At 38.9% G+C, this 13,185-nt stretch carries 18 protein-coding genes and 1 other annotated feature; of the genes, 2 read left to right on the top strand and 16 right to left on the bottom strand.

Annotation, left to right across the window (positions count from 1 at the left end; translation table 11 throughout):
• Positions 1 to 13: 13 nt before the first annotated feature.
• The 4 genes from pheS to R4146_RS05040 form a co-directional block, all read right to left on the bottom strand.
• A complete protein-coding gene (gene pheS, locus R4146_RS05055) occupies positions 14 to 1,054 on the bottom strand; it encodes a phenylalanine--tRNA ligase subunit alpha (RefSeq protein ID WP_339960330.1) in 1,041 nt (346 codons plus the stop codon).
• Positions 1,055 to 1,095: 41 nt separating this feature from the next.
• Positions 1,096 to 1,309: a binding site (T-box leader), on the bottom strand.
• A gap of 46 nt (positions 1,310 to 1,355) precedes the next feature.
• Positions 1,356 to 1,694, bottom strand: a complete 339-nt coding sequence (locus tag R4146_RS05050) for a winged helix-turn-helix transcriptional regulator (protein WP_339960329.1) — start codon at positions 1,692 to 1,694, stop codon at positions 1,356 to 1,358.
• Positions 1,695 to 1,744: 50 nt separating this feature from the next.
• Positions 1,745 to 2,230 (bottom strand): HD domain-containing protein, encoded by a 486-nt coding sequence (locus tag R4146_RS05045; RefSeq protein WP_339960328.1) that lies wholly within the window; start codon positions 2,228 to 2,230, stop codon positions 1,745 to 1,747.
• Positions 2,231 to 2,247: 17 nt separating this feature from the next.
• Positions 2,248 to 3,015 (bottom strand): TrmH family RNA methyltransferase, encoded by a 768-nt coding sequence (locus R4146_RS05040; protein ID WP_339960327.1) that lies wholly within the window; start codon positions 3,013 to 3,015, stop codon positions 2,248 to 2,250.
• Positions 3,016 to 3,113: 98 nt separating this feature from the next.
• Here R4146_RS05040 and R4146_RS05035 point away from each other — a divergent pair, with 98 nt between their 5' ends.
• Complete coding sequence (locus R4146_RS05035) at positions 3,114 to 3,386, top strand: acylphosphatase (protein WP_339960326.1); 273 nt, start codon at positions 3,114 to 3,116, stop codon at positions 3,384 to 3,386.
• 75 nt (positions 3,387 to 3,461) lie between these two features.
• On the top strand, positions 3,462 to 4,388 hold the full coding sequence (gene yidC, locus R4146_RS05030) for a membrane protein insertase YidC (protein WP_339960325.1): 927 nt from the start codon (positions 3,462 to 3,464) through the stop codon (positions 4,386 to 4,388).
• 39 nt (positions 4,389 to 4,427) lie between these two features.
• On the opposite strand, the gene R4146_RS05025 is transcribed toward yidC, so the two are convergent.
• The 12 genes from R4146_RS05025 to R4146_RS04970 form a co-directional block, all read right to left on the bottom strand.
• Positions 4,428 to 5,996, bottom strand: a complete 1,569-nt coding sequence (locus tag R4146_RS05025; RefSeq protein WP_339960324.1) for a HAMP domain-containing sensor histidine kinase — start codon at positions 5,994 to 5,996, stop codon at positions 4,428 to 4,430.
• Positions 5,993 to 6,679, bottom strand: coding sequence for a response regulator transcription factor (locus tag R4146_RS05020; RefSeq protein ID WP_339960660.1), 687 nt, complete (start codon positions 6,677 to 6,679; stop codon positions 5,993 to 5,995). The genes R4146_RS05025 and R4146_RS05020 overlap by 4 nt, the downstream gene beginning before the upstream one ends.
• Positions 6,680 to 6,823: 144 nt before the next feature.
• Positions 6,824 to 7,006 carry a 50S ribosomal protein L32 gene (gene rpmF, locus R4146_RS05015; RefSeq protein WP_219054546.1) on the bottom strand — a complete coding sequence of 61 codons (183 nt, stop codon included), beginning with the start codon at positions 7,004 to 7,006 and terminating at the stop codon, positions 6,824 to 6,826.
• A gap of 50 nt (positions 7,007 to 7,056) precedes the next feature.
• Entirely contained in the window at positions 7,057 to 7,617 is a 561-nt protein-coding gene (locus R4146_RS05010; RefSeq protein WP_339960322.1) for a DUF177 domain-containing protein, read from the bottom strand.
• Positions 7,618 to 7,694: 77 nt separating this feature from the next.
• Positions 7,695 to 8,828, bottom strand: a complete 1,134-nt coding sequence (locus R4146_RS05005; protein WP_339960321.1) for a nucleotidyltransferase — start codon at positions 8,826 to 8,828, stop codon at positions 7,695 to 7,697.
• 3 nt (positions 8,829 to 8,831) lie between these two features.
• On the bottom strand, positions 8,832 to 9,563 hold the full coding sequence (locus R4146_RS05000; RefSeq protein WP_339960320.1) for a class I SAM-dependent DNA methyltransferase: 732 nt from the start codon (positions 9,561 to 9,563) through the stop codon (positions 8,832 to 8,834).
• A complete protein-coding gene (gene rsfS / locus R4146_RS04995) occupies positions 9,563 to 9,919 on the bottom strand; it encodes a ribosome silencing factor (protein ID WP_339960319.1) in 357 nt (118 codons plus the stop codon). The genes R4146_RS05000 and rsfS overlap by 1 nt, the downstream gene beginning before the upstream one ends.
• An 8-nt stretch (positions 9,920 to 9,927) precedes the next feature.
• Positions 9,928 to 10,548 (bottom strand): bis(5'-nucleosyl)-tetraphosphatase (symmetrical) YqeK, encoded by a 621-nt coding sequence (gene yqeK, locus R4146_RS04990; RefSeq protein WP_339960318.1) that lies wholly within the window; start codon positions 10,546 to 10,548, stop codon positions 9,928 to 9,930.
• Positions 10,541 to 11,173, bottom strand: coding sequence for a nicotinate-nucleotide adenylyltransferase (locus tag R4146_RS04985; protein ID WP_339960317.1), 633 nt, complete (start codon positions 11,171 to 11,173; stop codon positions 10,541 to 10,543). Before R4146_RS04985 ends, yqeK begins: the two co-directional genes overlap by 8 nt.
• Before the next feature lie 9 nt (positions 11,174 to 11,182).
• A complete protein-coding gene (gene yhbY, locus R4146_RS04980) occupies positions 11,183 to 11,494 on the bottom strand; it encodes a ribosome assembly RNA-binding protein YhbY (protein ID WP_339960316.1) in 312 nt (103 codons plus the stop codon).
• A 10-nt stretch (positions 11,495 to 11,504) separates the two neighbouring features.
• Complete coding sequence (gene yqeH / locus R4146_RS04975) at positions 11,505 to 12,620, bottom strand: ribosome biogenesis GTPase YqeH (protein ID WP_339960315.1); 1,116 nt, start codon at positions 12,618 to 12,620, stop codon at positions 11,505 to 11,507.
• Positions 12,620 to 13,147: a YqeG family HAD IIIA-type phosphatase gene (locus tag R4146_RS04970; RefSeq protein WP_339960314.1), complete on the bottom strand. Its 528-nt coding sequence runs from the start codon at positions 13,145 to 13,147 to the stop codon at positions 12,620 to 12,622. The genes yqeH and R4146_RS04970 overlap by 1 nt, the downstream gene beginning before the upstream one ends.
• Between the last annotated feature and the right edge of the window lie 38 nt (positions 13,148 to 13,185).

Raw genomic sequence — 13,185 nt, 5'->3', positions numbered from 1 at the left:
TTAAGAATCCTCCTTAGTTAAATTGTGATAGGAAACGAACATCGTTCAAGTAGAAATCACGAATATCATTGACCCCGTACTTAAGCATTGCTAACCGGTCAGGTCCTAATCCAAACGCGAAACCAGTGTATTTTTCAGCATCCACACCTGCATTTTGCAATACGTTTGGATGGACCATCCCAGCACCTAATACTTCGATCCAACCGGATCCTTTACATACATTACAGCCCTTCCCCATACAGTTGAAACAAGTAATATCAGCTTCCACAGAAGGTTCCGTAAATGGGAAGTAACTTGGCCGTAACCGCACGTTGAACTTGTCACCAAATAGTTGGTGGGTCAATAGTTCCAAAGTTCCCTTTAAGTCAGCCATAGTGATGTTTTCATCAACGACCATTCCTTCAATTTGGTGGAATTGATGGGAATGGGTAGGATCATCAGTATCACGACGGTAAACCACACCGGGTGAGATCATCTTTAATGGGCCCTTAGCAAAGTCATGCTTTTCTAGTGTTCGTGCCTGCATTGGTGAGGTTTGAGTCCGCATTAAGATCTCATCAGTAATGTAGAACGTATCTTGCATATCACGGGCGGGATGATCCTTAGGTAGGTTCATCATTTCAAAGTTATACTTATCTTCTTCTACTTCGGGACCACTTAGTACTTCGTATCCCATGCCCAAGAACAAGTCGGTAATTTGATCTACGATCGATTGAATCACGTGGGGATGCCCGCTACTGACAGGAGTCCCAGGTAGGGTCACATCAATGGTTTCTGCTGCTAATTGTTGGTTTAACTTAGCAGCTTCTAATTCATCAATTTTAGCGTCCAAGGCTGTTTGAAGTTCATCACGAACCTTATTGGCATAACTTCCTACTTTAGGTCGTTCTTCAACGGGTAAATCTTTAATCCCCCGTAGGGCCTTAGTAATAGGCCCCTTTTTTCCTAATAACTTCACTTTAATGTTTTCACGAATTGATTTAACATCAACTGCTGATTGAATATTCTTAAGTCCTTCATCACGAATTTGACTTAATTCATCTTTTAATGACATTTAATTTCCTCCTTCAGTCCACAAAAAAAGCCCCGTCCCCAAAAAGGGACGAAGCTCCGCGGTACCACCCTACTTTAGGTAGTATTAATTCACTACCTACTCTTAAATCAATAACGGTGACGACCGGACATTTTTCGTTTGTGTAAACTCCCAATATCAGTTCCGAAAACGAATTCAATCGATCGATGGCTACTCGCAGCATTTATAGCCTCTCTGAAAGTGATCAATTTACTACTTTTTCATCAAAACATATCTAAAATGATAGTAAACTATTATGGTTAATTAATCAAGTCTATTTTTACTAGTCAAACCATTTATCGGCCCAACCATGAACTGAATCCATGATTGGTTTCAATGCTTGGCCCTTTTCAGTTAATTGGTATTGAATTAATGAAGAATCAGGGAACGTCTTTCTAGCAACAATCCCGTCAACTTCTAATTCCTTTAGTCGTTCTACCAATACTCGATCACTACACTTGGCAATGGTATTGGAAATATTCTTAAACCGTAGGGGACCTTCATTGAGTAACGTTTCGATAATCAATCCATTCCATTTTTTACCCAAAATTGAAAAGGTTTTTTGAAACTTCGGGCAAAGATGAAAATCTGGTGTGTATGGTTTGTCTCTAACTTCATCCATTATAATCCCTCCTGTAATTAATAATTATGTAATACTATTTTAGCGCCATTCTATATTTTTTCAAACATTTGCTTAATTCGTCGATTGAGCGGAGTCAAAAATTCATGGACGGCAGCATAATCATCCACTAATGAAACGATAATACTTTCACGATACTTCGGCCGCGCTAATGTAAAGCCCCACATGTGCTTTAAAATAATATCACGTTCCATTGGTGATAATTCCGTAATCTTTTCAGCATTTTTTAAAGCTACCCGCGGGTGAATGAACGCATGGGAACCCAGATTGAACTTCGTCGTGCGCCAATCATAAAAAAACAAATCATGCAATAATCCACCCCGGGCAATCATGCGGTAGTTCAAATGAAGACGCTTAGCAATTCGATAGCTAACGTATGAAACATAAATGGAATGTTTTAAGCGGGTCGAATGATGGTGTTGAACGATCGTACTCATCTTTTGGACCATGGGTTGCTTTAAAAGATCCGCAACGATTGATACATATTCCTTATCTGAACGCCAATTAGATGCATCCACTTTTGATCACCCCTTGTTTACTTTTGCAAATGAAACATAACTAAGGCCGCCGCAATCGCAACGTTCAATGATTCAGCATTCCCCTTCATGGGGATGAATAAATTAGCATCAGTCAATGCTAATAGTGATGCCTGCATCCCATTACCTTCATTCCCCATAACTAACGCAAAGTTAGCTTGCGCAGGAACTTCATCTAAGGCTACTGCATCTGGATTTAATTCGGTCCCATAAACTGGATAGCCCTGTTCATGGTATTCATTAATCCATTCACTTAAGTCGGCTTCCGCAATTTGGATGTGAAATTGGCTTCCTTGCATCGAACGCGATACCTTGGGAGCATATTGACTAGCCGTACCAGTACCGAATACTACGCCAGATAGGCCCATTGCATCTGCCGTGCGGACCATGGTCCCGATATTCCCAGGGTCTTGAATTTGATCTAACAATAGCCAACCACCACTGGCAAAATTAGCAGCCACTTGATTGGTCGGGATGATGGAAAGCACTGCAAAAATGCCTTGCGTAGTCTTAGTATCTGCAATGTGATTGGCAACTTCATCGGTGACCACCACGTAATCAAAGCGGTCTTTGAAAGCTGCACCATCACTAGCAAGTCGCTTTTCAGTTGTAATGATAGTAACAATTGGTTGGTCATAGTTAATGGCTTCAGACACCAAATGCCAACCTTCGATTAAATATTGGCCTGCTTTTTGACGGCCATGTTTAGTTTTTAATTTAGTCCAGGCTTTGACCTGACGATTTTGATTCGATGTAATTTTCTCCATGTTATGCTCCTATAATAGTCCGTAATTAATATTCTAACATACTTATTGTGATATACTTTTATTGATAACCAATTTTTAAAATTTGAAGGAGAATCAATATGCAACCCACCTTAGAAATTCACGTTTACGGGACCGTCCAAGGCGTCGGCTTCCGTTACTCAACTAAACAGATTGCTGATCAATTAGGCATCGTTGGGACAGTTGAAAACCTAGCCGATGGCTCAGTTAAAATTCTAGCCCAAGGTGACTACAAAAAACTAGATGAACTAGTGGCCAAAATCAAGGATGCCCCCAGTCCATCAGCAGAAGTCGTCGATGCTAGCATTAAGTTTACTAAACTACCCGCATTTACTGATTTTAAGACAATTTAATTTGCAAAGCGTCCTAATTTAATTTAGGATATTTAATTAGATTGATTTAATAATTAGGAAGGATTTTGGATTTAAATGAAAACAATTAAACGACTAAGTGCCCTCGCAATGACGGGGTCATTAGTCCTCTTATTAAGCGGTTGTGTGCAGACCGATAAAAGCGGCAAGCCATATGGTTGGTATTATGACCTATTTGGTAAGACCGGTGAAAATGTCATGAACTTTATTGCTAAGTTCGTGGGTGGCTATGGTTGGGCGTTAATCGTCTTGACCGTGTTAGTTCGATTAGTATTGTTACCATTAATGGTCAATCAAATGCGTAAATCAACGACTCAACAAGAAAAGATGAACTTGATCAAGCCCCAATTAAAAGAACTACAAAAGCGGCAAAAGGCTGCCAAGACCCCTGAAGAACAAGCTGCTACTAGCCAAGCGATGATGTCGCTTTACCGTGACAACGGAATTAGTATGACTGGTGGAATCGGATGTCTCCCATTCTTGATTCAACTTCCCGTCTTTGCAGCCCTGTATGAAGCGATTCGATTCTCACCAGAGCTTTCTAAGACCGTGTTCTTCGGAATTAAGTTAGGTGATAAGAATATCGCATTGGCATTACTATCATTTGTTGCTTATATCATTCAAGCGCTACTATCGAGACAGGGCTTACCAAAAGAACAACAAAAGCAAATGCAAGCAATGTTATTCTTAAGTCCCATCTTCATCTTAGTAATTGCTTTCCAAGCTCCGGCCGGATTAGGCATTTACTTCTTCATTGGTGGAATCTTCGCATGTATCCAAACCTTGATCATTAATCTTTACCGTCCTAAGATTAGACAAGAAGTCGCTGAACAAGCTAAGCAAAACCCACCAAAGCAAATTAACTTTGATGAATTACCAAATCCAGATGCTGATCAATCAGCTGATCAAGCTAAACCAGCATCAACGACTAAGACCGAAAATAAGAATCGCAACCGCAATGCCGGTAAACAAAATCGTAAATAATCAAATAAAAAGGATGTTGGAATCGCTCCAACACCCTTTTTATTTGTCCTCATTATCTTGATCATCAATAACTTCATTCTTATCCATTAGTTTTTGTCGTTGTTCCTTACTTAAGATTGGTAGGGAAACACTGAAAATGGAACCAGAACCAACTGAACTTTCAACTGCAATCCGGCCATGGTAGGCTTCTACTAGCCGTTTTGCAATCGATAAGCCAAGCCCATTGCCACCTTGTTCACGACTTCTAGATTTATCGACCCGATAGAAACGATCAAAGACATTCCGCATGTTCTCACGGCTAATCCCTTCCCCGAAATCTTGGACCGATAACTCAACGCTTCGCATGTTTCTAGACAATGAAATATGCACGATCTTACGATCAGTGGAGTATTTAATGGCGTTATCTAATAGGATTACTAAAATTTGTTCTAAGTGGTTTCGATAAATTTGTGCATAGACTGGCTTGCGCACATCGTTATCAAACGTAAAATGAAAATCTGGATGAATCATCTTGAAATCATTAAATTCTTGTTCAACGACTTCTTCAACGTTAGTAATTCGATCACGATAATTCAAACTCGCCTGTTCGACCCGTGATAAATCTAACATCTCATTAATTAAGCTCTTCATTCGATTAATTTCACTAATTGATGAATTAATGGATTCCTCCAACACTTCTGGATCATCCTTACCCCACCGCTTTAAAAGGTCAATATGACCTTGAATCACCGCAACGGGGGTTCTTAATTCATGCGATACATCCTCTACGAATTGTTGTTGTTGCTTAATGTAGCGTTGCATCGTATCTAACATATCGTTAAACAACGTCCCTAGGTCAGTCAATTCATCATTTTGATTTAGTTTTGGCACCCGTTTAGACGTTTTAGGTGATTCGTTCACTTCATTGATGGTGCGCCGAATTTTATTGATGGGCCTTAAGAAGTAAGCTGCCATTGCATAGGCCAAAATGGATGAAACCAATGTCGTGATGATTAGTAGTAACACTAAGATCACGATCAGTTTATTAGTCGTGGCATGATAATCATTTAACTGATCAACAATGCGGACTGAACCGATCCGTTGATTATTACTTTTGGCATGAATTGGCATCTCACCAATTAACATCAAAGAATGATTGATTCGTTTACCATAAATATTTTGCTTTAAAATCGGTTGATTTAACTTTTTAGAATAAGTCTGCCCCAGCATAAACACTGAATTATCATCCTGATTCAAAACATTAATAGACGTGTTATTACGGGAAAGATTACTAAACACCGAATTGGGCGCAATTAATTGATTGTTGTGATCATTTGGGGTCACTCGTGGTGATAAAACAGAATATACACTATTTCGATCAAATTGATTTAGGGTTTCTAAACGCCCGGCAGTACTATTTAACGTACTCCGCACGTGATCGACCTCTTGGTTAAATAAGACGTCTGAAAACCGATTATAAATCAAAAATGAGAAAATTGATGTTACCAGAAAAACAACAACCGAAGTCCCGACAGACCATTTCCACTTTAGAGAAATCCACCTGTGCCCATTACCAACGCTATCAGATGATTCAGTTAATGATGGTTGCTTATCTTGGTTTAACATCATGAACGCATCACATATCCAGTTCCACGAACAGTTTGAATGTAGCTCTTTTCACCTTCACGGTCAATCTTATTTCTAAGGTAACGAATGTAAACATCGACCACGTTAGTTTCGGCATCAGAGTCATAGCCCCATACCTTATTTAATAGGACGTCTCTGGCTAAAACTACGTTCACATTTTCCATTAGCGTAAGTAGTAATTCATATTCACGCTTAGTTAAGTCAATCACTTCATCACCACGACGAACAATGCGGCTTTCCTTTTCAATCGTTAAGTCCTTAAAATGAACCACTTTTTGTTCTTGGGCTTTTTGGTGACCTTCAATCTTGATGCGCCGTAATAGGGCCCGAATTCGTGCTAATAATTCTTCAATCGCAAATGGCTTAACAATATAGTCATCAGCTCCATGATCAAATCCAGAAACTCGATCAATAACTGAGTCCCGAGCCGTCATCATAATGATTGGCGTATCTTTCTTTTCACGGAGTCGACGAGCAACTTCCATTCCGTTTAATTTGGGTAACATTAAGTCCAATAGGATTACATCAAAGTCATCATTAATTGCTTCATCAAGTCCATCCCGACCATTAGTTGCAACGGTGACATCATAACCCTCATGCTTTAATTCTAATTCGACAAATCGAGCCAAGCTCTTTTCATCTTCAACAATTAATACATTGGTCATCTTTTTTCCACCTTCAATTTTTTTCATATCCATGTTCTATTCTAACATAGATTAAGCCTTTTTAAGCACTGTCTAATCTTTTTCGCATAAAAATAAAAAGCTTTCAGAACCCATGGTGTTCTGAAAGCTTTTTTAAATTGATAATTAGTTATTAGTGTTACTGATAACGTCTTTACCATCGTAGTAACCACAACTTGGGCAAACAAAGTGTGACTTACGTAATTCACCACAATTTGGGCATGGAGTTAAACCAGGGACATTTAACTTAATGTGACCCCGACGCATGCGCTTCTTAGCTTTAGAAGTTTTTCTTGCTGGTACAGCCAAAGTAAACCCCTCCTTCTTTTTAAAATATCCACTAGTGAAATTTTTAAGTCTTACTGATCATCACCAAAGAAATTCTTTAGCTTTGTAAGACGTGGATCAACTGGTTTATCATCTGTCTTGGGATGATTATACTCATCTTCAGAAATAACCTGCCAATCATTACCTTCTGGCATGATATTAAATTCAGATTCTTTCGGCGACAGAACGTGCATTGGAATTTGTAGAATGATGTTATCAGATACAGCGCGATCAAAATCGATGGCACCGTCTTCATCGGCAATTAAACCGATTTCATCGTCATTACTATCATCTTGTTCGAAGCGCTTTAAAGCAGCTTCGTCTGGAACATAGACTTCATTAATACTGAAATTCAATGGGAATTTAACAGGCGTTAATGAACGAGATGACGGAACCGTAATCTCACCCTTTACCTGTGCATTCACAATTGCATTTCCTTGATCATAAAATACATGTGATTCAACATCAATAGGTTGAACATCAAGAATTTGATCAGAGTATCTAGATAAAAGGTCATCCTTTAAATCTAACGTTTCTTGTTCAGAAAGTGGCACGTCTTTGTAATCTTTTAAATCACTTAAATACCATTTCATTAACTGTTCCTCCTAATGCAACGTGACTAATTATACATATACATAATTTCAATGTCAAGGTAATTTCCTTGATAGCCTCACTTTTTAATGATTGGATGGCGATATAAATCTTGATATTGGCCATTTTTCATTTGGATCAGCATTCCGGCATTGAATTCTGTTTTAATCACTGATTTTAACATTGATTGGTCAATCTTTGAAATAATTGGCCAATCAATTTGACTCTTTACTTGGTTTAAATATTGTTGACCGGTTGGATTGAACCCAAGGACCCGTAAATATGGATCATGGTGAATAAAATCATCTTGATTTGCTTGTAATAAGACATACACTAATAATCGTTGTAGGCGAGAATAGGTATATCGTTTCGTCTTGATAGCACTCATAAATTCTTTGAATTTAGCGTGCTTAATTGCTGCTTCCTTCAGCCGATACTCGAGTCCCTCCGTCATTTGATAACGTTGATTCAACTCATCTAATGGCGTCATAACCAATTGATATCGAATGATACTCCAAAATGCAGATAAATCAAGATAATTATGATTTTGCAATAATGAGTATACCGGTGCCGGTAGGTACGGTTGTACGGTCTTAATGGAGCGACTCAAAATCGCTTTTCGAATCGCACTCGCACTCGCTAATGCCCCATTAAAGTCAGCATCATGATGGCGGCTGCCAACCCGTTCAATGGGAACTAATTGCATTTTTGAATCTAATTGATGAACAGCTTGAGCATAGTTCAACGCTAAAATATCATTTGGTTGGTTAATGTTAATCCCAAATTGCTCGTTTATTGCCGCCTGAATCAATGCTGGATATGGTTGTTGATAATCACGAAAATGGGCTTGATCATCATCAACTGCTATGCGGCCTAATTGAGCAAAATCATAATCAGCATGTTCACAACCAAATGCTAAGGAATCACATTGTAGTTGATCAACAATACGAACGGCACCCCGGGCAAATAAATCAGCCGGTTGAACTGCATCGAAAACTGGTAGTTCAACAACTAAATCCACGCCCATTGCCAATGCCATTTCAGTGCGGACCCATTTGTCAACAATTGCGGGCGCCCCACGTTGCACCCAATTACCACTCATAACCGCCACTACAACGTCTGCATTGGTCCGCTGTTTAGCTAGTTGTAGTTGATAGGCATGGCCATTATGGAATGGATTATATTCTGCAATGATTCCAACAGCTGATAACATTAATTATCCCTTCTTTGCGGTAAAAAACCATCTGGTTGTATCTGGTTTGATTTCTGCATTGCCAAAATCAGCACTAACGTTAATTGCGGTAAAGCCAGCGTCCGTTAATGCCTTTTGATAAACATCAAGTGGATAGGTCCGCTCACGATGTAATTCTGATACTTCATCATAGGCATCCTTAGTCGGATTATAATTAAAAAATGATAAATCATGTTCAACTGAATGTTCATCATCACCCGCATATGAACGCCACATAAATGCTCGATCCTCATCATGATAATTATACATATAACCAGGATACACTACATCCGTTTGATAGGGTGTAATCACGTCAAACAAGAATATTCCACCAGAATTTAGCGTTGCAAACACCTGCTTCATCATTTCGGCAACTTCAGCTGCGTTTGCCAAGTAACAAATCGAGTCGTCAAAGCAAGTAATTACATCCCGAGCTGCTAATCCGGCTAAATCCAACATGTTGCCATTATATAATGGTAATTCAACGCCGGCTGTGGTGGCCTTTTGGCTCGCAATGGCTAACATATCGGCAGATAAATCTAAGCCGGCCGCTTGATAGCCATTTTGAGCTAATGAAATTGCCAAGCGACCATTGCCACATGCTAAGTCTAATAATGAACCGGGACGCGTATTCGCCTGGACGAACGCTAGCCATTGTTGATACATCTCAGGGTCGAACAGTTCATCATATAGTTCAGCGAACTCAGTATAAATCATTATTCATTTACCCATGCACTAACGTCTAGTTCAGCTGCATCTGACCATAATTTTTCCAAGTCATAAAATTCACGTTGTTCCTTTTGGAATACGTGCACGATTACATCCCCTAAATCAATTAGGATCCATTGGGCTTCATTTTTTCCTTCAACTTGTTTAATGGCAATATCATGTTTTTCGGCTTCTTCAACAATGGCTTCGGCAATGGCTTTAACCTGTCTAGTTGATGAGGCATCCATAATAACAAAATAATCGGCCATTAAACTAATTTGTTCCACGTTTAAAGCTACAATATCATGAGCTCGTTTATCATCAGCAGCCTTAACTGCAATTTCTACTTTTTCTTTACTGTTCATATTGTAAATTAATCCTTTCTGTATATGGCAGCGTTTGGTACCCATGCATTAAAGGTATCAATAGTCTTAGGGTACACTGCTGCATGTTTGTTAATTAGGTAGTTTAAGGTATTAAAGGTTTGATAGGCAACCCCGTTGGCTAAGTTATCAAATGTAATTTGGCGCGCTTCTTCAACTCCTGGAAAATCGCGGCCAGTTTCGATATAGTCAGCCATGTAAATTACCTGAGCCAATTTACTCATGTAAGGGGCCCCAATCGTGTGATATTTCACTGCTTCTAAAACATCGATGTTATTAATTCCTAGTTCATTTTTAATTAAGATCCAACCTACGTACCCATGCCAAATTGCATTACCGTAGTTCAATAAATCCGGGTCCAATTGGTATTGCTTGATCGTATTGATGAAATCTTCATCCGGACGTTGTTTAGCATAATCATGCACTAATCCAGCAATACTGGCTAATTCTTCATCCACTCCGTTCAAGCGAGCTAGTTTAATTGCCATTTGTTCCACCCGTTGAACATGTTCAAATCGCTTAGTTTTCAATGCTTGGCTTAATTTATGCACTAATTCGTCTCGATCATAGGGAACAATGTTTTCATGATAGTCCAAAATTACCTTATCCATAAAGATGATTCTCCTTTATATATTGATCTACCGCATCTGGAATTAAATACTTAACTGATTGGTTTTGCCGAATTTTGTTTCGAATGAGAGTCGATGAAATATCAATCATTGGCACGTCGACCCACACAATTGGATAGTGTGAAGTAATAGGATAGCCACTCCGCTTGACCCCTACAAATTGCACCATCTTAATTAATTCATTAATTTTGTGCCATTTCGGTAAATACTCAACCATGTCACCACCAATGATAAAGTAATAATTATTATTTGGAAAGTGATTAGTCAATTCACGAATGGTATCGTAGCTATAGCTCTTGCCACCGCGAATAATTTCAGCTAATTCAATGCCTAAGTGCGGGTTCGTTTCAGTTGCCAGGCGCAACATATTGACCCGGTCCGTAGCATTAATAGCACTCTTCTTATCAACGTGGGGTGGAATCGCATCTGGCATTAATAGGACTTGATCTAACCCTAATTGACTCCGCACTTGATCAGCTACAATTAAATGGCCCGTATGCACTGGATTAAAGGTCCCACCTAACAGCCCAATATTTTGGCCACCTTCACGGCGGTGAATTAATTGAGTTAATGTTTTAACATTATTTTGATATACGACCTTACTCATTTTAGACCCCTAAACCTGTTTAACTTCCTCAGATACATGCCGGTACTTAGCTTGATCAGCAATCTTAAATAAGAGTACCGTTCGACCAATCTTTTGTACAACTTGAATTTCACTATTTGCAGCAACAAATTCTTCAACATCTTGTGGTTCAACTGCTGAATTTTGTAAAATATTAACTTTCATCAATTCACGACGGTTAAGTGCATCGTTAACCTGCGTTAACCATGTATCACTTAAACCTTCCTTACCAATTGAGAACAATGGCCGCATCCGGTTGGCCTTTGCTCTTAAGAAACGTTTTTGCTTTCCTCTTAAATTCATTTAAATCCTCCTATATCATTGAACGTCGAATTAAAACGGCCACTTGTTTAGGGGCCCAACCAGCAACTACTACCCCAGCTGGAACAGTTACCCATCCTAATCCTTCGATCACTAAGTCGCTCTTTTCAGTTGTTTTAAACTCATGGCGCACTAGTGCTGGAAAATCAGCTAAATCATCACCACTCGGCGGCGTTAATAAATCACCTAGGTGTTTTTCATAAAATGCGTCAGCATTAATCAGTTTCGTCCGATGGACCAATAAATTATTTTCTACATAGGCGGTGAACCCGTACTTCTTGTCACCACTTACGTAGTCAAAACGGGCCACCCCACCAAAGAACAATGTCTGTTCTGGATTCAATTGATAAGACCGGGGTTTGATCTTCTTTTGGGGCGCAACAATCTTTAAGTCCTTACCATTTAAGTAATGCGCCATTTGTTGCGCATGAATAATACCGGGCGTATCAATAATTGCCTTTCCATCATCCAATGGAATTTCAATCTTATCTAACGTAGTTCCTGGGAATCTCGAAGTAGTAATCAATTCTTTAATTCCAGTACTTTGACGAATAATTTGATTGATTAACGTTGATTTACCCACGTTAGTTACACCGACCACATATACATCGCGGCCCTTGCGCTTTTCATCAATCGTTTTCAATAAATCATCGACTGAATCATTGGTCTTAGCTGATACTAATTGGACTCCGATTGGTCTGATTCCATTCTTATTAGCTTGTTGTCTAATCCAATCAGTTAATTTACTCCGTTTAAATGAGCTTGGCAACAAATCAGACTTATTACCAACCATTAAAATTGGATTAGCACCAACGAACCGATGTAGTCCTGGAATTAAGCTCCCATTAAAATCAAAGATATCAACCACGTACACAATCAATGCATCCGTATCTTGAATCTGACTTAATAATTTTCTGAAATCATCATCTGTCAAACTAACTGGTGAAATTTCATTGTAATGTCTTAATCTAAAGCACCGTTTACAATATATATCTTCATCATTATCCAATGCTTTTTTGAGTGCGGAAGCTGGGACATAACCCAATCCATTTGGATCAGTAGTTTGAATTAAAGCTCCACAACCAACACAACGTAATTCATCTTCCATTATTTAATTTCCTCCTGCCATTTTAAATCAGGGTAGCGTTTTCTTAATGCCTTCATGATAATGATTTCTAACTTTCGATTAAATTTAGTTACCCAAGCATCACTATCAACTAGTGGTTTTACTAACACACTTCGAACGTGGGCGTTATTGGAAGCCCAAACATCAGTTAAAATTTGATCACCGACCATAATCACATCTTCATTTCGTAAATGATAACGATTTAGCGCACGGTTAATCCCACTTGGAGATGGCTTAAATGCCCGGGAAATAAATTCTAATTCGAGATTATGCACTGCGCGAGCCACGCGGGCGTGTTTATTATTGGAAATTACAACCAATCTAATATTGAACTTAGCTAGTTCAGCTAACCAAGTTCGTAATTGAGGAGTGCCATCTGGATTATTCCACGGAATAACCGTATTATCCAGATCAGTAAAAACAGCTTTAATACCCATCGATTTAAGCTTCGCTGGTTGTAAATCGTAAATTGCATTGACCATCCACGTTGGTTTAAATTGTTTTATCATAGCGTCCCCTCATAGTTAAAAAATTATGTAAATCAACG

Source organism: Nicoliella lavandulae (genome assembly GCF_037546185.1).
GTDB lineage: Bacteria > Bacillota > Bacilli > Lactobacillales > Lactobacillaceae > Nicoliella > Nicoliella lavandulae.
This window is presented reverse-complemented; position numbering and strand designations above follow the sequence as displayed.